This window comes from Acinetobacter sp. YH12106 (assembly GCF_013418995.1).
Taxonomy (GTDB): Bacteria; Pseudomonadota; Gammaproteobacteria; order Pseudomonadales; family Moraxellaceae; genus Acinetobacter; species Acinetobacter pseudolwoffii.
Window position 1 is genome coordinate 66,150 of the sequence record NZ_VPAV01000010.1, and the last position, 18,860, is coordinate 85,009.

18 protein-coding genes are annotated in these 18,860 nt (G+C 44.0%); 9 read left to right on the plus strand and 9 right to left on the minus strand.

Features of this window, described 5'->3' with window-relative positions:
* The first annotated feature begins 18 nt into the window (after positions 1 to 18).
* Positions 19 to 537 carry a DJ-1/PfpI family protein gene (locus FTU45_RS09520; protein WP_100355680.1) on the plus strand — a complete coding sequence of 173 codons (519 nt, stop codon included), beginning with the start codon at positions 19 to 21 and terminating at the stop codon, positions 535 to 537.
* 84 nt (positions 538 to 621) lie between these two features.
* Here the strand turns inward: FTU45_RS09520 and FTU45_RS09525 are convergent, their stop codons facing one another.
* Positions 622 to 1,764: an acyl-CoA dehydrogenase family protein gene (locus FTU45_RS09525; protein ID WP_180076318.1), complete on the minus strand. Its 1,143-nt coding sequence runs from the start codon at positions 1,762 to 1,764 to the stop codon at positions 622 to 624.
* A gap of 223 nt (positions 1,765 to 1,987) precedes the next feature.
* Between FTU45_RS09525 and FTU45_RS09530 the strand changes: the two genes are divergently transcribed.
* Positions 1,988 to 3,121 (plus strand): IS4 family transposase, encoded by a 1,134-nt coding sequence (locus FTU45_RS09530; protein WP_180076319.1) that lies wholly within the window; start codon positions 1,988 to 1,990, stop codon positions 3,119 to 3,121.
* A gap of 79 nt (positions 3,122 to 3,200) precedes the next feature.
* On the opposite strand, the gene FTU45_RS09535 is transcribed toward FTU45_RS09530, so the two are convergent.
* The gene (locus FTU45_RS09535; protein ID WP_180000422.1) at positions 3,201 to 4,544 is read right to left on the minus strand and encodes a dicarboxylate/amino acid:cation symporter; all 1,344 of its coding nucleotides are present in this window, start codon (positions 4,542 to 4,544) and stop codon (positions 3,201 to 3,203) included.
* A gap of 406 nt (positions 4,545 to 4,950) precedes the next feature.
* Between FTU45_RS09535 and FTU45_RS09540 the strand changes: the two genes are divergently transcribed.
* A complete protein-coding gene (locus FTU45_RS09540) occupies positions 4,951 to 5,952 on the plus strand; it encodes a glycosyl transferase family protein (RefSeq protein WP_180076320.1) in 1,002 nt (333 codons plus the stop codon).
* Positions 5,953 to 6,037: 85 nt separating this feature from the next.
* On the opposite strand, the gene FTU45_RS09545 is transcribed toward FTU45_RS09540, so the two are convergent.
* Both FTU45_RS09545 and FTU45_RS09550 read right to left on the minus strand, forming a co-directional pair.
* Positions 6,038 to 6,310 (minus strand): YeaC family protein, encoded by a 273-nt coding sequence (locus FTU45_RS09545; protein ID WP_005097466.1) that lies wholly within the window; start codon positions 6,308 to 6,310, stop codon positions 6,038 to 6,040.
* A 3-nt stretch (positions 6,311 to 6,313) separates the two neighbouring features.
* Complete coding sequence (locus FTU45_RS09550) at positions 6,314 to 7,252, minus strand: NAD(+) kinase (RefSeq protein WP_005097467.1); 939 nt, start codon at positions 7,250 to 7,252, stop codon at positions 6,314 to 6,316.
* 192 nt (positions 7,253 to 7,444) lie between these two features.
* Here FTU45_RS09550 and mrcB point away from each other — a divergent pair, with 192 nt between their 5' ends.
* Complete coding sequence (gene mrcB, locus FTU45_RS09555) at positions 7,445 to 9,838, plus strand: penicillin-binding protein 1B (RefSeq protein ID WP_180076321.1); 2,394 nt, start codon at positions 7,445 to 7,447, stop codon at positions 9,836 to 9,838.
* Between the two features lie 14 nt (positions 9,839 to 9,852).
* Positions 9,853 to 10,395 carry a hypothetical protein gene (locus tag FTU45_RS09560; protein WP_100329188.1) on the plus strand — a complete coding sequence of 181 codons (543 nt, stop codon included), beginning with the start codon at positions 9,853 to 9,855 and terminating at the stop codon, positions 10,393 to 10,395.
* A gap of 37 nt (positions 10,396 to 10,432) precedes the next feature.
* Here the strand turns inward: FTU45_RS09560 and FTU45_RS09565 are convergent, their stop codons facing one another.
* Positions 10,433 to 11,332, minus strand: a complete 900-nt coding sequence (locus FTU45_RS09565; protein ID WP_180076322.1) for an NUDIX domain-containing protein — start codon at positions 11,330 to 11,332, stop codon at positions 10,433 to 10,435.
* A 139-nt stretch (positions 11,333 to 11,471) separates the two neighbouring features.
* Between FTU45_RS09565 and hemP the strand changes: the two genes are divergently transcribed.
* Positions 11,472 to 11,642: a hemin uptake protein HemP gene (hemP, locus tag FTU45_RS09570; RefSeq protein WP_005170213.1), complete on the plus strand. Its 171-nt coding sequence runs from the start codon at positions 11,472 to 11,474 to the stop codon at positions 11,640 to 11,642.
* A gap of 76 nt (positions 11,643 to 11,718) precedes the next feature.
* Here the strand turns inward: hemP and FTU45_RS09575 are convergent, their stop codons facing one another.
* From FTU45_RS09575 to FTU45_RS09590, 4 genes are all read right to left on the minus strand, one after another.
* Positions 11,719 to 13,044, minus strand: coding sequence for a HAMP domain-containing sensor histidine kinase (locus FTU45_RS09575; protein WP_180076323.1), 1,326 nt, complete (start codon positions 13,042 to 13,044; stop codon positions 11,719 to 11,721).
* 2 nt (positions 13,045 to 13,046) lie between these two features.
* Positions 13,047 to 13,712, minus strand: a complete 666-nt coding sequence (locus FTU45_RS09580; RefSeq protein WP_180076324.1) for a response regulator transcription factor — start codon at positions 13,710 to 13,712, stop codon at positions 13,047 to 13,049.
* Positions 13,713 to 13,865: 153 nt separating this feature from the next.
* Positions 13,866 to 14,243 (minus strand): NirD/YgiW/YdeI family stress tolerance protein, encoded by a 378-nt coding sequence (locus tag FTU45_RS09585; protein WP_180076325.1) that lies wholly within the window; start codon positions 14,241 to 14,243, stop codon positions 13,866 to 13,868.
* Between the two features lie 96 nt (positions 14,244 to 14,339).
* Entirely contained in the window at positions 14,340 to 16,097 is a 1,758-nt protein-coding gene (locus FTU45_RS09590) for a GspE/PulE family protein (protein ID WP_180076326.1), read from the minus strand.
* A gap of 215 nt (positions 16,098 to 16,312) precedes the next feature.
* Here FTU45_RS09590 and FTU45_RS09595 point away from each other — a divergent pair, with 215 nt between their 5' ends.
* The 3 genes from FTU45_RS09595 to FTU45_RS09605 all read left to right on the plus strand — a co-directional run.
* Positions 16,313 to 17,572 (plus strand): MgtC/SapB family protein, encoded by a 1,260-nt coding sequence (locus tag FTU45_RS09595; protein ID WP_159516057.1) that lies wholly within the window; start codon positions 16,313 to 16,315, stop codon positions 17,570 to 17,572.
* A gap of 170 nt (positions 17,573 to 17,742) precedes the next feature.
* Entirely contained in the window at positions 17,743 to 18,660 is a 918-nt protein-coding gene (locus FTU45_RS09600) for a hypothetical protein (protein ID WP_180076327.1), read from the plus strand.
* A 7-nt stretch (positions 18,661 to 18,667) separates the two neighbouring features.
* On the plus strand, positions 18,668 to 18,860 hold a 193-nt coding region (locus tag FTU45_RS09605), incomplete at its 3' end, for a transposase (protein WP_180076057.1).

Sequence of the window (18,860 nt, forward strand, 5' to 3'; positions counted from 1 at the left end):
GAGTTGGGGGGATCAATCATGCCAAAAAGAATAGCAGTACTTATAACAAATAATTTTGAAGACCAAGAATATCTGGAGCCAGTGGCTGCCTTGCTGGCTGCCCATCATAGCGTCTGCAATATCGAACTTAACGCCGGCAAAGTGGTCTATGGGCTGCATGGCTGTTCTGCCGTGACCATCGACCGTGGCATCGAACAAATCAGTATTGATGACTTTGATGCCTTGCTGATTCCAGGGGGCGAATCTGCGGTTTCTCTCTCTAACGATGTTCGGGTGCTACAGTTCATCCATGCCTTCAATCAGGCCAAAAAAGCTATTTTCAGTTTATGTGATGCATCCTTATTACTGTGTGAAGCAGATGTGCTGAAAAATCGGATTATTACCAGTATCCGGGCGCATGCGAGTCGCGTACAGCATGCGGGTGGAACCTATTATGATGTAGAACTGGTAAATGATAATAACCAGTTGATCTCATCGCGCCTGCCCAACGATCTGCCTATTTTTATTCATGAATGTTTGAATGTCTTAAAATCATAAAATTTAAAACAGAGTCACGGCTCTTTGCTATAGCTTGCCTGTAAAAAAAAGAGTCCTTAACAGGACTCTTTTTTCATTAATAAATTAACGTCCTAACAGACCACGCGCTACAATTTCTTTCATGATTTCATTTGTACCGCCATAAATCCGTTGAATACGGGCATCGACAAAGAAGCGTGAAATTGGATATTCAGTCATGTAGCCATAACCACCAAAGAGCTGAAGCAGATTGTCAGCAATCTTCATCTGCATATCGGTAGAAAAACTTTTCAATGCCGCTGCAGTTTCGACATCCAGTTTCCCTTGCATATAAAGCTCAAGATTCTGGTTATAAAAAGCTGCGGTCGCCAATTCATCAATTTTCGCTTGTGCCAAAACAAAACGAGTATTCTGGAATTGACCGATGGCCTGACCAAAAGCCTGACGCTCTTTCACATATTGCGTGGTCACATCAATAGAACCACGAATTGCACCCAAGGCTGTTGCTGCGATGGCGGTACGCTCACGCGGTAATTCCTGCATCAAATAAGTAAAACCCTGCCCCGGTTGACCGAGTAACTGGTCTTTCGGCACCTTGACATTGTCAAAGAACAGTTCCGAAGTATCTTGCGCATGCAGGCCAATCTTGTCCAGATTGGTGCCTTTTTTAAAGCCTTCCAGATGCGTGTCGGCCAGTAACAAAGAAACGCCTTTGGCACGCGCTTGCGGATCGGTTTTGACTGCCAGTACCACCAGGTCGGCATGCTGACCATTGGAAATAAAGGTTTTTGAGCCATTTAATACATAGTAATCATCCTGCAAGATGGCACTGGTACGCATGGCTTGCAAGTCTGAGCCGGCACCTGGCTCGGTCATACCAATCGCACCGACCACTTCACCGCTCACCATTTTCGGCAACCAGTGTTTCTTCTGCTCTTCAGTTCCAATGTGCAAGATATAGGGCGCAGCAATATCCGAATGACAGGACAATCCTGTAGAAATGGCACTGTATCCGGCACGTGCAGACTCTTCAATCAGCATCAATGAATAATCGGTTGGCACCCCATAGCCGCCATATTCCTCCGGAACATCCACACACAAGAAGCCATTTTCACCGAGGGCATTCCAGACTGAACGCGGCATCAGACCTTCACGTTCCCACTGGTCATAGTACGGCGCGACATGTTCGTTCATAAAGCGTTTAAAATTATCGCGGAATAATTCTAGATCGGCATCGTAGGCAAGCATTCTATTGTCCTTGTTGTTTATCATTTTAGTTTCCTTTTCACAGACTATCGACTTTCATGCTCCCTGTCATGTGCCGGCATTCATCTTTTTACTAACTTCACAGTCAATAAAAAAGGGAAGCCGAAGCCACTGCTGTCCCATAGTTTGATTTAAATAAAAAACCTGAGTCCAAATCGTTAAAATATGAGTGCAAACAAACACTTTAACGACCAGGATTCAGGTTTTGTCACATCAGAATACCGTATTTCATCAGCTTATTAAACCCGTCGTGCGACAGGATTTTGAGCAACTTGCTAAAGTACACCATGTTGGACAGAAATTTAGAGCGGCTTCAAGATGGGATCAGTTTATTGCCATCTTGATGTCTCAACTTTCCTGCAGGCAAAGTCTGAGAGATATTCAATCCAATCTGGAGTGCCAACAGGACAAACTGAGTCATTTCGGAGCAAAGTCTATTCCCCGAAGTACACTGGCACGAATCAATGAGCAGCAGCCTGCTGCCTTGTATCAACAGCTCTTTTACAAGTTGCTTAAATACTATGAACACTCAAAAGTAGCCCATAAATTTCGCTTTAAGAATCCATTATATTCCCTGGATGCCAGTCATATTGACCTGTCGCTTTCCTTATGTGAATGGGCCAAAGTTCACGACTCAAAAGCCAGCATGAAACTCAGCATAGGATTGAATCACAGCAATGATATTCCTGAGTTTATTGCAGTTGAAAATGGTAAAGAAAATGACATGTTACAAGGCCGAAAATTCCAGTTTCCCGCTGGCAGCATTGTGGTCTTTGATAAAGGCTATGTCGATTATCAATGGTATGCGAATCTAAGCGCTCAAAACGTTAGCTTTGTGACACGTTTTAGACCTAAATCGGTGTATCAGGTGATCCAGCAACATCCCGTGCTTGAATCCAAAGGCATTCTAAAAGATGAAACCATTCAGCTAAATAGCGCACATGCCCTAAAAAGAAAAGCCCCCGTATTAAGAAGAATTGAATATAGAGATCAGCAAATTGGCAAGCACTTTAGCTTTCTCAGCAATAACTTTCATCTAGCTGCCTCTACCATTGCAGCGATTTACAAAGACCGCTGGAAAGTTGAATTGTTCTTTAAAGCGATTAAACAGAACCTGAAATTAAAAGCCTTTTTAGGCCGAAGCAAGAACGCCATTCAGACGCAAATCTGGATTGCGATGATCGCCTATTTACTGGTAAGTTTCGCTCAACATTTAGGGAAAAAAGGCTGGACAGTTCAGCGCTTACTCAGAATAATTCAAGTGAATTTATTTGAAATAAAAACCTTAAAAGCGTTATTTTCACCCGATAAAGTCCCCATCAAACAAGAGGAAGCTTAAATGAGCTTCCTCTTGTAAAAATTGTGGGACAGCAGTGAAGCCGAAGCTTCCCTTTTAGACACGAAAAACAGACTCAAACTTAGTGAGCGTTATTGCCTTCTTGCGCCATTTTTTCATCAATTTCTGCAGGATTCGCTAAAGCGTAGTTCAGCTTGTCCATATCTAACTGGCCAACCCATTTCGCAACCACTAAAGTCGCCAAAGAGTTACCCACCAGATTGGTCAAGGCACGCGCTTCAGACATGAAACGGTCAATACCGAGAATCAAGGCCAGACCTGCAACAGGAATATTACCCACAGCAGCCAAGGTTGCCGCCATCACAATAAAGCCAGAACCCGTGACACCTGCCGCACCTTTAGATGAAATCAACAGTACCAGAAGAAGGGTAATCTGATGAGACAAATCAAGTTGTGTATTGGTCGCCTGCGCAATAAAGATCGCAGCCATGGTCAAATAGATTGAAGTTCCATCTAGGTTAAATGAATAACCGGTTGGAATCACCAGACCTACCACTGATTTTTCAGCACCAGCAAGTTCCAGTTTTTTCAACATACGTGGCAATACTGATTCTGAAGAAGAAGTACCCAGTACAATCAGCAGTTCTTCACGGATCAGGCGAATCATCTTCATGATACTGAAACCCGCAAAACGCGCAATTGAACCCAGTACGATGAAAATAAACAGTACGCAGGTGATATAGAAACAAATGATCAACTGTGCCAGCTGAGCAAGCGAACCAATACCATATTTACCAATGGTAAAGGCCATCGCACCAAATGCACCGATTGGCGCAAGTTTCATTATCATGTTCACAATATTGAAGAATACATGTGAAATCTGGTCGATGAGTTTCAAGACTGGCTTGCCTTGATCACCCAGCTTATGCAGCGCGAAACCAAAAATGATCGCGAACAACAGAACCTGTAGAATTTCGCCTTCCGCAAATGCACCTACCACCGTATTTGGAATGATATTCATCAGGAAGTCGATCGTCGACTGTGACTCACCTGTAGCGACATATTTGCTGATGCCCGTGGTATCCAGTGATGCAGGATCAACGTTCATGCCTACACCTGGCTTGACGATGTTAATCACCACCAGACCGATGACTAACGCAATCGTGGAGACAATTTCGAAGTAAAGTAAAGCAACACCACCAGTTTTACCCACTGATTTCATGCTTTCCATACCCGCAATACCGCTGACCACGGTACAGAAAATCACCGGTGCGATGATCATTTTGATCAGGCGGATAAATGCATCACCCAGCGGTTTAAGCTGTTCACCCAAGCCAGGAACATACTGTTCTACACCATTGATAATTTGCGTACCACTCGGCGAGAAATGCCCGACCAGAATACCTGCAATAATAGCCACAATCACCTGAAAATACAGTGACTTATAAATCGGTTTTTTCGCCATAATAAATCTACTTGAACGATATCTGAAAATAAAAAGACCATTTTGAGAAATGCACTGATCTGTTCATCTGCTCTGAAGATGAACTGGATCAAATCTCAATAGGCTCAAGAGAATGTTCAAAATGAAAATCAGCCACGCATTCAATCTGACGCGCAGCATCAGACCAAAGTATTAAATGGGAGAAAGAGATTAAGAAAACTTAAACAAACTCTAAAAATTGTCTGAATTTTACTGAAAAATCCCATTAAATGTGCATAAAGTCTTATGCAATTGCCTTCTTTTTGCTCGCATTGAATTAGACATTAGTCGATAACCGGATTTAAATACCTGTTTTCCGTATACTGAAAGGTTGCATGGATTTTCACCTTCCCTTCCACCCCAATATTTGCTTTAAGCTGTATAAGTTATGAATACCAAAAGAAATATTTATAGAGATTTCGAACATCCCTTTGCCCAATATGTACGCATCGTGGGTAAGGGGAAAAATGGCGCCCGCTCCCTCAGCTATGATGAAGCCTATCAAGCCTTCGGCATGATTTTGAAGAATGAAGTACTCGATGTGCAGTTAGGTGCTTTCTTGATGTTATTACGGGTCAAGGAAGAATCAGTCGATGAATTGGCCGGTTTTGTTCAGGCGACCCGTGACCAGCTCAATTTCAAAACACTGGATGTTGATCTGGACTGGTCTTCCTATGCAGGCAAGCGCAAACATTATCCATGGTTTATTCTGGCGGCACTGACGCTGGCCAAGCATGGCTATAATATTGTGATGCATGGTGCCTCGGGTCATACCATGAACCGTGTTTATACCGAACAGGTGCTCACTTACTTAGGCTATCCAATCTGTCAGAATGATGCCGAGGTTGAACAGCAGTTGCAGCAACAGCATTTTGCTTATATCCCGCTCGACGTGATTTCTCCGATTCTGTCGGACCTGATTGCGCTGCGAAATGTCATGGGTCTACGCTCACCGATTCATACTTTGGCGCGCCTGATTAATCCTTTTAATGCCAAAGCGACGCTGCAAGCCATTTTCCATCCGGCTTATCGTGGTTCGCACCAACAGGCGGCTTTCCGCTTAGGTTATAAAAATAGTGCGGTGATTAAAGGTGAAGGGGGCGAATTTGAGCGTAATCCAGATGCCAAAACTTTGATCTGCGGTATTAAAGATGGCGAACTGTATGATTATGAACTACCGAAACTGACTGACAATCGTAGTCCGGTTGAGGAAGAACTGGATCTGGCCTTATTTAAAGCAGTATGGGATGGTCAGCAAAGCCATGAATATGGCGAGATTGCGGTTACGGAAACCATGGGCATTGCGTTGTATAGCATGGGTGCATGTAAAAGCTATGAAGTTGCGATGCAAAAAGCCAAAGAATTATGGGTGAATCGTCACACCGTTTAAACTTTGAAATGTGTAGAAAAAAAGCATTGTTCCTTCATTGAACAATGCTTTTTTAAATATCTTTCGACTGACTCGACCTCAGTGCTTAGACAAAACGAATTGGCTTGAATTCCGGTTCATTCTTGTGATGATCATCATCACATTCCTCGCCTTCTTCTTTGGTGCCGCGATCGATAAAACCGCTGCGCTCATTTTCAGGCAAGTTTTTCATTTCCCAGGCATAGACTGCCTGCATACAAGTCTGGCGTTGTTCCTGAGTTAGGGCTACACCATTTGGCCACTTTCCAATTTCAATTGCTGTTCTTAGGCGTTCAACAATCTCAGGATTGAGTACGGCAAGCATTTGTTCAATATTCATGATTTAATCCTGCTTAAAATAATCAAAGTCCTGATTCCACCCCAGTTTGGTTCGACAGGCATTATAAAAGTCATAGCCCGGTGGATGCAGAAGATTCAGTTTAAAGGGATGCTTGCGAATATGGACGCTATCGCCAACATTCAAAGACACACTGTGTTGTCCATCCGCACTGACCATCGGCAGTACGCGATTTTCACGAATCAGTAATTTAATTTCGCTGTGTCCACCGACCACAATCGGGCGTGAAGACAAGGTATGCGGATGCATCGGCACCAGCGCAATCGCATCCATACTTGGATGGACAATTGGCCCGCCCCCAGAAAGTGCATAAGCCGTAGAGCCGGTCGGCGTCGATACAATCAGGCCATCACTGTGCTGACGATAGACATACTGTCCGTCAATATTCAGTTCAAAATCGATCATATGCACCGATTTTCCTGAATGCAGTACCACATCATTCAGTGCAATTGCATCGTAAATCACTTCGCCTTTGGAGCGAATTTCGACTTCGAGTAAAAAACGTCGCTCAGTCTGAAAATCACCTTTTAACACCTGATCCAGCTTAAAGATGACTTCGGTTGGCTTGATGTCGGTTAAGAATCCCAGACGCCCCCGATTAACGCCAATCACAGGAGTATTGTACTTGACCAGTGCGCGTGCTGCATGCAAAAGCGAACCATCCCCTCCTACCACAATGACCAGATCAACGACTTCACCAAGTAAAGCACGACTGACAGTTTGGGTATTGTTATATGGAACGAGTTCAGCTGTCGCTGCATCAAAAACAGGATGTAAGCCTAAATTCAGAAGATGATCATGAATAAGACATAAGGTTTCAACCACCGATGATTTATCAGGACGTCCTATTAACCCGATATTTCGAAAGGTTTTATGGGAAATTTGCACCAGTGTCGTCGCTCCGCTACGGATCTTGCATATCATAGCATTAAGCTATACCTGGATGATAATTTATAACAGGATGCTAGCTCGTCGCAAATTATTTGAAATATATTTGAATTAAGGAGAAATTGTGGGCTTTGATTTTAATTTTAAGCGCATTTATTGATTAAATATTGCAAAATGATTAAAAGCTTCGCATGATTAGCACAATTTCACAGGATCTTATAAGTATTTATGAAATCTGAACGTGGCATGGGGTTTTTTGCCTTAATTTTCTCGATTTTAGTCATTTCCATCTTTGTCGTATTTAGTATTTACCTGATTAAATTAGATAATATTGTACGCGAAAAATTTGAAGGTCAACGCTGGGATATTCCGGCGAAAGTTTTCGCACGTCCAATGGAAGTGTACGTCAATGCCCCAGTCAGTCAGCAGGATTTCCAACAAGAATTAAAATTACTCGGTTATAAAAACTCGGATAGTTATGCCAAGTCGGGCAATTTTGTCACTACGGGAAATACTTTATATGTACATACCCGTGGCTTTGATTTTGGTGATCGGGTTGAACCGGAACAAGTTCTGAAAGTGAGTTTTAGTGCTAGTCAAGTGACTGAGGTTAGCGCCACCAAGCCATCTTCTAGCGGTATTGCCCGACTGGAACCTTTATTGATTGGAGGAATTTATCCACAGCATAACGAAGACCGGGTACTGATCAAACTGAATAAAGTGCCTAAACCCTTGATCGAAGCGCTCATCGCAACTGAAGACCGTAAATTCTATGAACACCATGGCGTATCTCCACGCGGTATTGCACGTGCTGTTGTCAGTAATATTACCGGTGGCAAACGTCAGGGTGGCTCGACTTTAACCCAGCAACTGGTGAAAAATTTCTATTTGACGCCTGAGCGTACCTTAAAGCGTAAAGTCAATGAAGCCTTTATGGCCATGCTGGTTGAATTACATTATGACAAGAATGAAATTCTGGAAGCTTATCTAAATGAAGTGAATCTCGGCCAAAATGGTAACTATTCAATTAATGGTTATGGCTTGGCTTCCCAGTTTTATTTCGGTCTGCCACTGCGTGAACTGAATATTTCCCAGCAGGCTTTTTTAGTCGGTCTGGTACAAGGTCCAAGCTTGTATAACCCATGGCGTAATCCTGAAAGTGCGAAAAAACGTCGTGATATCGTCCTGAATAATATGCTGGTGATGGGCTATCTAAGCCAAGAACAATATGAAAAAGAAACCGCACGTCCATTGAATGTGATTTCAAAACCAACCTTGGGCCCTGCACGTTTCCCGGACTTCCTGGATATTGTGCGTCGTCAATTACGCACTGACTATCAGGAAACTGACCTGACCAATCAGGGTCTGCGTATTTTCACCACGCTAGATCCTTTGGCTCAAACCCGAATTCAGGACAGTTTTAAGCAGACAGTCGCACGTTTAACCAAATCTAATCCGGGTCGTTTAAAAGACTTGCAGGGTGCAGTTTTGGTATCGCATCCGGAAAATGGTGAACTGGTTGCAGCAGTTGGCTCGACTCAAGATTTTACCGGCTTTAACCGTACAGTAGATGCCAAACGTCAGGTGGGTTCATTATTAAAGCCTGTGATTTACCTGAGTGCACTGGAATCAAATCGTTACCATTGGGCCAGTCCGATTGAAGACAGTGAAATTAGTGTGCAAAGTGATGGTAAGACCTGGACGCCGAAAAACTACAGTGGCCGTGGACATGGTGTCGTACCGATGTCACAAGCGCTGTCACAATCCTACAACCTGTCTACTGTACGTTTAGGACAAGAATTTGGTCTGTCTACCTTTATTAATCATCTGAAAAAATTTGGCGTCACTTCTGATATTCCATCCTATCCGTCTATTTATTTAGGCGCGGTGGATATGTCGCCAATGGAGGTGATGAATATTTATGGTAACTTCGCCACAGGTGGCTTTAAATATCCAACCAAGTCAATTCGCTCTGTGGTCGATGCCAATGGACGGATACTCGACCGTTATAGCTTAAGCGTACAACCGACCATTGACCCGGCTTCAGCCTATGCCCTGAATTATGGCCTGCAACAGGTCATGTCGAGTGGTACAGGCCGCGCAGCTTATAACAGTCTGCCGAGTAATCTGAATCTTGCAGGTAAATCAGGCACCACCAATGATAGCCGTGATTCATGGTTTGCCGGTTATTCAGGTAACTATATGACGGTGGTCTGGCTCGGTCTGGATGACAATAAAGTCACTGGCCTAACCGGTTCCTCGGGTGCTCTTCCGGTCTGGGTCAATGTCATGAAACAGCTACGTCAGAAGCCGGTCAATCTGCCACAACCGAATGAAATTCAATGGCACTGGCTGGATCGTTATACCGGCTTGTTGTCTGCGCCAGGCTGTGAAGGTGCCATGTATATTCCGATTTCGCAGCATTCGCTACCGAATCAGGCCACCCCTTGCGGTCTCTCGCGCTACGTGACGGAACCAGTGACCATCGACTCGGAACCTTCTTCTTCCAATCCGGACGAGATGGATGATATCAGCCGTTATATACAAGAAAGTGAAACAGAAATAGAACGCGATCTTGCCAACGAAACCCGTATTATCTCGAGTGGAAGTTATAGCCATTAATTGAGTCTATGTTTATGTTACAAAAAATCATCCCTGGCCTGCTCATCCTCAGTTTGGTGGGCTGCCAAAGCTTTCCTGAGCCAGAGCCAGCTGCTCCAGCCAAACCTGCAACAGAAAAGCCTAAACCACAGACCCCAGACGGCGTCGTGATTACGCCTTATGACCGTCCTGAAATCAAACGCCAGAAAATTGTAATTCCTGAGCAAAAGCCTAAAAACCAGAAATTTGATGATGGCCGTAATCTGCCTGCTTTCAAGCGTCTTATGCAGCAAACCCAGCAGGCCTATGCCAAGCAGCAATTTTCTCAGGCCGAAGCAGCAGCGGTACAAGCCCAGCGCCTGGCACCTCAAGCATCTGAAACTTATCTGTACCTGGGCATGATTGCGAACCGCAAAAATCAGCCTGCACGTGCAGATGCTTTTGCATTACGTGGCCTGAGCTATGCGCAATCAAATGCGATGAAGAAACAGCTCTGGCAGGTTCGTTTAAAGGCTGCACAACAGCAAAAAGACACCAAAGCCATTCAAAATGCCCAGCAGGCTTTAAAAAAACTTTAATATCTTAATTATAACTTACCAATAAAAAGCAGCTTACTTATATATTGCTTATACCTGCAATACCATAAGCATGCCGGCCTTGTGCATAGCTCAGATCTTCTGTTTTCAGCCCGCCCAAGGCAAATACCGGAATTTGTACCTGGGTTGCCAGCTGTTGGAACTGCTCCCAGCCCAATGTCTCAGTACCCGGGTGTGTCGGTGTCGCCAGCACCGGACTGAGCAAAGCTGCCTCACAGCCAATCTGTTCAGCCTGCTGTAATGTCGCCAGATCATGGCAAGCTGCAATATAACGATAGCCTCGCAGTAACTGACCGGCTTGCAAGGCCACTAACTGGGACTGTTTCAGGTGAAGGGTGCGAATCGTTTGCTGTTGCAATTCGTTAAGCTGTGACCAGAGCTCCTGATTAATTATTAGCTTGGAAAGCAGCTCAATCGGAAGCTGTTGTAATTGCATAACGCGTTCAGGTGTAATTGCCACTCGCCAATACAGCATCTGATCCGGATCGAGTTGCTGCAAAGTCGCCAGATCATCTGCGATCTTAATACGTTGTGGCCATTGCAGCTTTTGCAGCATGGACTGGTTGGCTTTGGGAAAATTCAGACTGCTCAGCTGTTCACGCGCATACCAGCTCCAGGGTGGTTGAATTCCTGACAATTGTGACTCAGACACTGACGCATGAAATATATGTAGGTTGACAATGACATCTTCATATTCATGACAGATAAAATCGAATGCATGCCAGTGTTCCAGATCAATCCCGACCTCTTCCAGCACTTCACGTCGACAGGCTTCAACCGGTTGCTCACCCGATTCTACTTTTCCACCTGGAAATTCATATTTGTTGCCTTGATGCTGACTGGCTTCTCGCCACCCCACAAGCACTTGATTTTTATGAAATAAGATTGAAATCGCAACATGAATATTGGGTTTAGACATCATTTTACTGCACTCGAAGTTTTACAGATTGTAAGCAAATTGCTCTATTTTATAAATTACAGAATTATTCATTGACAGACCTATTCGATAATGATTATCATTTAAATCAATCCAAAACAGATACCACGGAGTCGATGGAATGAACGCACCTTTTAGCTTGTTTAGCCGTAATAACGATAGCCATCATGCACTACCCATGCTGCACTCAAATAATCTTTTCGCACTTGGGCGTGAAATTAGAATCATGCATGCTGGTGAAGAATACCGTTTACGCCTGACCCGTAATAATCGCCTGATCCTCACAAAATAACGATAACACTCTAATCATAATAAACGTGGGAACCAGCAGTATGAATCAGCGCATACTGCTTTTTTAGCGAACTGAATTACGATTTGGCAAAACTGAGTATAACTTTCAGTCCGCCCAAATCAGAGGCCGCAATCTCAATTTCTGCTGCGTGTAATTGCATGATCTTACGACAAATCGACAGCCCCAAACCCGATCCTGAGGTACGTGTGCCTAAAGCACGATAAAACCGTTCTCCCAGATGTACCAATACTTCCCGTGCTATGCCTGTTCCCGAATTTTCAATCACTAAGCGCAAACGCCCTGCGGCATCAACATCTGTTTTTATCTCAATCCTACCTTGTTCTGGGCTATAGCGAATTGCATTATCCACCAAGTTACGAATGCAGCTAAAAATTAATTCTGCATTTGCCATGATCTGGCCATCGTCTATGCTCAGTTGCCACTCGATCTGTTTCTCTGCGGCAAAAGGCTGCAAGGCCTGTAATACCTCCTGAACAATCATTTTCAGATTTACGGCCTGTTGCGGCAACTGCTCTGCTTTTTCAGGATCCAGACGTGCCAATAAGAGTAAATTCTCCAGCACTTGCGTACCACGATTGACATCATTTTGAATCAGTTGCAGGGCCTGCGGTAACTGGGCATCCTGCTGATATTGACGTTTCAGCACCTGCAAACGCATCTGAATCGCAGAAAGCGGTGAACGTAATTCATGCGATGCATCTGCGGTAAAGCGCTGTTCCGCCGCCAGTGATTTTTCCAGCCGGCTGAGCATGGCGTTCAACTGATGTACGATCGGTTGCAATTCCGTGATTTCAGGATCCGGACTGCGGATCGGACTTAAATCTTCGGCCGACTTGGCGCCTATCGCTCTGGAAATATTGTTTAAAGGCCGTAATTGACGTTTCACCCCCACATGCAAAATCAGCCATTGCAATAACCAGAGCAGGAGTAAAATTCCGGCAAAGCTTAAGGTGGTTTGCCATAATTCATTAAAACGTACCGATAAAGGCTGCAGCACTTTGACCTGCAATCCTTCATCTTCCGCAATCAAAATCCGGATAAAACGGCCATTTTCATAGGCGAACTGAAAGCCACTTGGTTCATCTGCCTGTAGGCTGTTGAGCAAGTCATCCTCGATAGAGGTGGTCAAAACATCCTGATTGAGCAACAGCGCATATTGAATATCGAATTGCTCACTGATTTCATCGACCTGATCGCCTTCGGCCTGTCTGACATCCCCAAGTAATAACTCGGCAATCTGTTCCATCAAATCGTCATGCAGCTGAATGGCTTGATAACTTGAAGCCCCGAGTAACAGCAACCACGCCAACAATCCTGCCAGCATGGAGCTCAGCATGGCATTCTTGATCAGGCGAGTTTGCAGGGAGACTGGTGCAGACATATTTATGCCTCGGGTTTATGCATGCGATAACCCAAACCACGGATGGTTTTAATCATCTGGCTGCCAATTTTTTTACGTAACTGGTAAATAAACACTTCAATGGCATTACTTTCAATTTCATCCCCCCAGGCATATAGCGATTCTTCCAGTTGCTCGCGGGTAATGATATGTTCCGGCTGCTGCATCAGTTTATATAAAATCTGAAATTCTTTCGCGGTCAGACCAATTGCCTGACCAGCCTTATTCAGAGCCTTGGCCTGGGTGTCCAGACTTAAATCCTGCCATTTCAGAATATGATTTGGCGTTTTCTGTTTCAGTCTTAACTGCGCACGCACCCGGGCGGAAAGCTCTTCCAGGCTAAAAGGTTTGACCAGATAATCATTGGCACCAAGATCCAGTCCCTCAACCCGATCATCAATACTGTCCCGGGCGGTAATAAAAATTACCGGTGTATCTTTCTGTATGCTGCGTAAGCTTTTTAGAATGTCATCTCCAGTCGCATGTGGTAGTCCGCGATCCAGTAATACGCAGTCATATTGATGCTGTTCGATCGCCAAAATGGCATGATCGCCACGCTCGACCCAGTCAATCACATAGCCGTCCATTTCCAGCCAGGTCTGAATACTTTCTGCCTGAGACTGATCATCTTCTGCCAAAAGAATACGCATGCTGTGCTCCGCTTTGCCAATCTCTCTATCTTGCCCTGAAAAATCTCCAGACTCAAAAAAACCACATGCTTTTTTGTATGATTTGCATGTGGTTTTTTACAGTTTTTGAATCCAGAGTAAGCTTCAGATTCAATTCCTCTGCTCATATTAGAATTAGAAACGAAGCTGCTCGACATCAATTTCAACACGTTTTGCCGGTTTATAGTCAATATCCACTTCACCGATAATGGTCACTGGCGTTTTGGCTGAAATCGGTTTGCCTTGCCACAGTTCATCATCGATTTCTACGGTAATGCTGCCTGTGCTGTCACGGAACTGATATTTTTCATTACCAACCGCTTTAACCACATAGCCTTTAAGCTGAACCTTGCTATCATCTTTCATGCCCAAGGCCTGTTGCACTGTCATCGTTTTCGCAAAAGCAGCCTGATTTACCACGGGTTGATTCACGGCTTCATTACTTGCAACTGCGGCTGTCGCAATTGAACCCATCAGTGCGGCTGCTAAAACTGTATTCATCATCATTTTCATGGCGTATACCTCTTTGTGTATCTGTGCTTTGTTTCGATAATGCTATTAAAACAGCCGAAGATGAATTGAAACTTAAGATTGCTTCATCTTTAAAAATTAATTTAAAGGAACCACTCTCAATACTTCTTCCAGTGTGGTCATTCCTTCTACGACCTTACGCGCACCCGCGATACGCAGCGGTTCTACCCCTTCTTTTTTTGCCTGCTGGCGTAGCTTGTTTAAGTTAGCGTCGGCCCCAATCAGCTGCTTGGTTTCCAGACTCAGGGGCATAAATTCGTAAATACCAATCCGGCCTTTATAACCGGTATGACGGCACTCCTCACAACCTACGGCTTTAAAAACAAATTCCGGACGCGGTAAAGGATAGTCTGCCGCCAGATGCTGCCATTCCTGTTCATTCAGGAAGCTTTCCTGCTTGCAGTGTGGGCAGAGTTTACGCACCAGACGCTGCGCCAATACCCCGAGAATGGTGGCTGCGGTCAGAAAAGGTTGCACGCCCAGATCATGCAAACGGGTCAGACTCGACGGCGCATCATTGGTATGTAGGGTAGATAACACCAGATGCCCGGTGAGTGCCGCCTGGATCGCCATATTGGCCGTATCCTGATCACGAATCTCACCGACCATGATAATGTCCGGATCCTGACGCATCAGCGCGCGCACGCCATCGGCGAAGCCCAGTTCAATACCATTATTGACCTGCATCTGGTTGAAACTCGGTTCCAGCATCTCGATCGGATCTTCAATGGTACAGACATTGACCTGTTCCGTCGCCAGCTGCTTCAAGGTCGAATACAGCGTTGTGGTTTTACCAGAACCAGTTGGCCCGGTGACCAGAATGATGCCGTGACTGTGACTGGTCAGATTATTCCAGTCATTCAGTAAATGCCCTTCAAAACCGAGTTGCTGAAAACTTCTGACCAGAACTTCCGGATCAAAAATACGCATCACCAGTTTTTCGCCAAATGCGGTCGGCAAGGTCGACAGACGCAATTCGGTTTCCTGTCCTTTCGGCGTTCGGGTTTTCAGACGGCCATCTTGTGGTTTACGCTTTTCTGCCACATTCATCCGGCCCAGAATCTTGATCCGGGAAATCACCGCTGTCAGCGTATTGGCCGGCATGTTATAAATGGTATGCAACACCCCATCGATTCGAAAGCGAATCTTGCCCGTACCTTTGCGCGGTTCCATATGAATATCACTTGCACCCTGTTCAAAGGCAAATTGCAGCACCCAGTCCACCAGTTTGACAATATGCTGGTCATTGGCATCCGGATTTTGCGAATCGCCCAGTTGTAGCAAGGCTTCGACGCCTTTATTTTCCCGGTCATAGGCCGAGGATTTTTGTGAGCCACTGACGGCACGGCTAACCTGATAATATTCGACAATATATCGTTGTAACTGTTCTGGATTCAGCAGCACCCGTTGGATTTTTTTCGGGGAAATATTCTGTTCAAGATTAGAGACCCATTCAGTCTTATACGGCTGATCGGTCGCGATCAGAACTTTATCGGCCTGAATCTCAACGGCCAGAATATGGTTACGTAGTGCATATTCCTGTGACATGACATGGGTCAATGCCTGTACGTCCGCTTTTAAAGGATCGATGATATAGAACATTAATCCAGTTTTTTCGGCCAGCCACTGACATAAGCGGTTCAAGGTCAATGTGGTTTGCGGATGGGATTGATCAATAAGATTGAAGTTGGCCAGCCACTGTAAAGGATGCCATTTTAATTGTTCACGTTGACGATGGGTGGTCTGCACCAGCATCCGGTCACGTTCACTGATTTTGCCATCTTTAAACAGTTGGTCTAAACACCAGGCAGTATCAATTTCAAAGTCAAATTTCATTGTTATCAATCCCCAAATCTGCCTTCACTATAACAAGTTTTTGTTATTTTTCGCATTAGCCAGTTAGCAATGTCAGTGACTTTTGCTGAATGGATTTAAAAATACTGGGATGCCTCGACCGTTATTCAATCTTTAATGTATTTCCAGCTTGTCGCGCTCTAGAAGAATCGCCTATATTTCAAACAGCATGTTTTGTTAGGTGGCTGAGGTGAAACTTGGATTTTAGCGCGGTACCCCTGAATAGCAGTAGCTCTTTTCAGGAGCTTCTGGCCATCCTGACGGCGGCTTTAGGCTGTGGCTTGTTAATTGGCCTGGAACGAGAGCGTCATAAACAACGTGAACATCAACCCAGTTTTGCCGGTTTACGCTCTTTTGCCATCTGTGCCTTATTGGGTGCGCTATGCTTCCTGTTCGGTATGAGTATTGGACTTGCCGGTGCGCTGATTGTGGGTGGCATGGTGATTTTTTCAATCCGAAATCAGCCTGAAGATCCTGGCATTACCACAGAACTCGCCTTTCTCATGACGTATTTTATTGGGGCAATCTGTCTTTGGAATATCCCCTTGGCCGCAGGGCTCGCGGTCATGCTGACGACTATTCTGATGGCCAAACACTCCCTGCATAATATTGCCGGACAATGGATTACCGAAGCAGAGTTTAGAGATGGGCTATTATTACTTGCCCTGATTCTGATCGGCCTGCCACTAACACCCGACACGCCTTTATGGGGAGAAGTCCTCAACCCGCACCTGATCTTAAGACTATTGAGCTTAATTCTGGTGGTACAGGCACTTGCTCACGTGGCCAAACGGCTTTTATCCAGTAAAAATGCCCTCATGCTATCCTCCCTTGCTTCAGGTTTTGTCTCCAGTACCGCGACCATTGCCCATTTAGGTCTACAGGTACGCAAAGGTGAGGTCGATGCTAAATCCAATGCAGGCGCAGCACTCATGTCCTGTATTTCGACCCTGATATTGTTATTTATTGTCGTTGGAGGGGTGTCGTGGAGCTGGTTGAAAATTCTGATTTTACCCTCCTTGGTTGCGATGGCCATTTTGGCTGCTTGTGCATTTCTGCTATTACGTAAAGCCAAGCCAGCGGAGAACTGTGCAAAGGAAGAAGATAGTCAGATGTTTAGCCTGAAGGAGGCGGTAATTATTGCCGTCACCTTGACATTGATTCAGGCTGGAATTTATGGGCTAGAGCTATTACTGGGAGATGCAGGTTTGCTGGCAGGCACCTTGTTCGCATCTTTATTTGAAATTCATGCCGCAATGGCAAGCGTGGTCATTCAAGGAGATCCATCCAATACCCGGCTGATCTATGCCCTGCTTTTGGGGCTGGGCGCACATGCTGTAGCCAAGTCAGTCAATGCTGCTGTAACGGGTGGTTTCAAATTTTCTCTGTACTTTGCGCCAGTACAGATTTTGCATATGGCGGTGTTGATTGGTATTTTGTGGTGGATGACATTTTGATTGTTAAGTATATTTAAATAGTTAATTTTTATATATTTTGCAAATTTAATTTTGATATTTATTCGCTATAATTAGTCTGCTTTATTTTAAAAAACAATTTTATTACTACGATTTTTTATAGGGATTTTTATGAAATTTAAGATTTATCACTCGCAATTTTTAGTGCATTCATGCTAAGTGCTTGTGGTGGGGGATCCTCTTCTTCTGATTCAAACCCTGGAACTGGAAATACTACAACAAATGATTCTGAATGGTCTGCCTATTCTCCTTCATATTTTACTGGCTCCGATTATTTATTCGACAAACTCACTTTTACGAGTAAAGGAGATACGCAGTATGTCCGTGTAGACTATTTAAGCAACCGAAAAGATATGGAAAATCTTGATATAAATGAACTGTATATTTTTGGTGATTACTTAACCAATGAAGGTCTGTACGAATTAGAGTTAAATAAAGATCCTGAATTAGGCTATAAAATTGGATCACTTCTAAAAAACTCGGTGACTGAGAAAACTTATATTCCATCCTCTAAAATTGGACATACAGGTCTTCAATTAACTGAAAAATATGAGTTAGTCGATCTATCGGGTAAACTATTGGGTGAATACATAGATACTCATCTGTATCTAGTCTCTTTAGAACCCAAGCTGGATAATTATGGTGATTTTGCACAATTTTATCTTTCCAAACTTAAAGGCAAGACATTTCCAAATGGCTCAAAGTGCTTAAGAGGATTAAGTTTATCTTCGAGTAAAGACTTCATTATGATGTATAAAAATCCATATGAGACTTATGATAGTTTCCAGAACATATTCTCTGAAGGATATAAAACTATAAATTTAGGTAGTTATAACGCTTTCATCTCGAATTCAATTTACCCAAATGAATATATTAGTGCTCTTGTGCAAGTTGATAATAAATATCGTATGGGCGAGTACAATAAATCAGGTATCTATTACTCTTTAAATAAAGAAATTGAAATTGAAACACAAATTTTAAAAGACCTTAAGTCTGATAAACTTACAGATGCAGAGGAAATTTGGCTTTGTTGCACAAACCTAGCATCAAAAGCTTATTCAGCAATATAATTTCAAAATGAATAAGCCTGCCTCTAAAATCTACCGTACAACCAATTGGTCATCCTATAACCGAGCTTTAATCAACCGAGGTAATATTTCCATTTGGTTTGATCCAAAGACTCAGTGGTATGCACAATCACAAGGCAAGCAAGGTCGAAATCAAACCTACTCCGATACAGCGATTCAATGCTGCTTAATGATCAAATTAC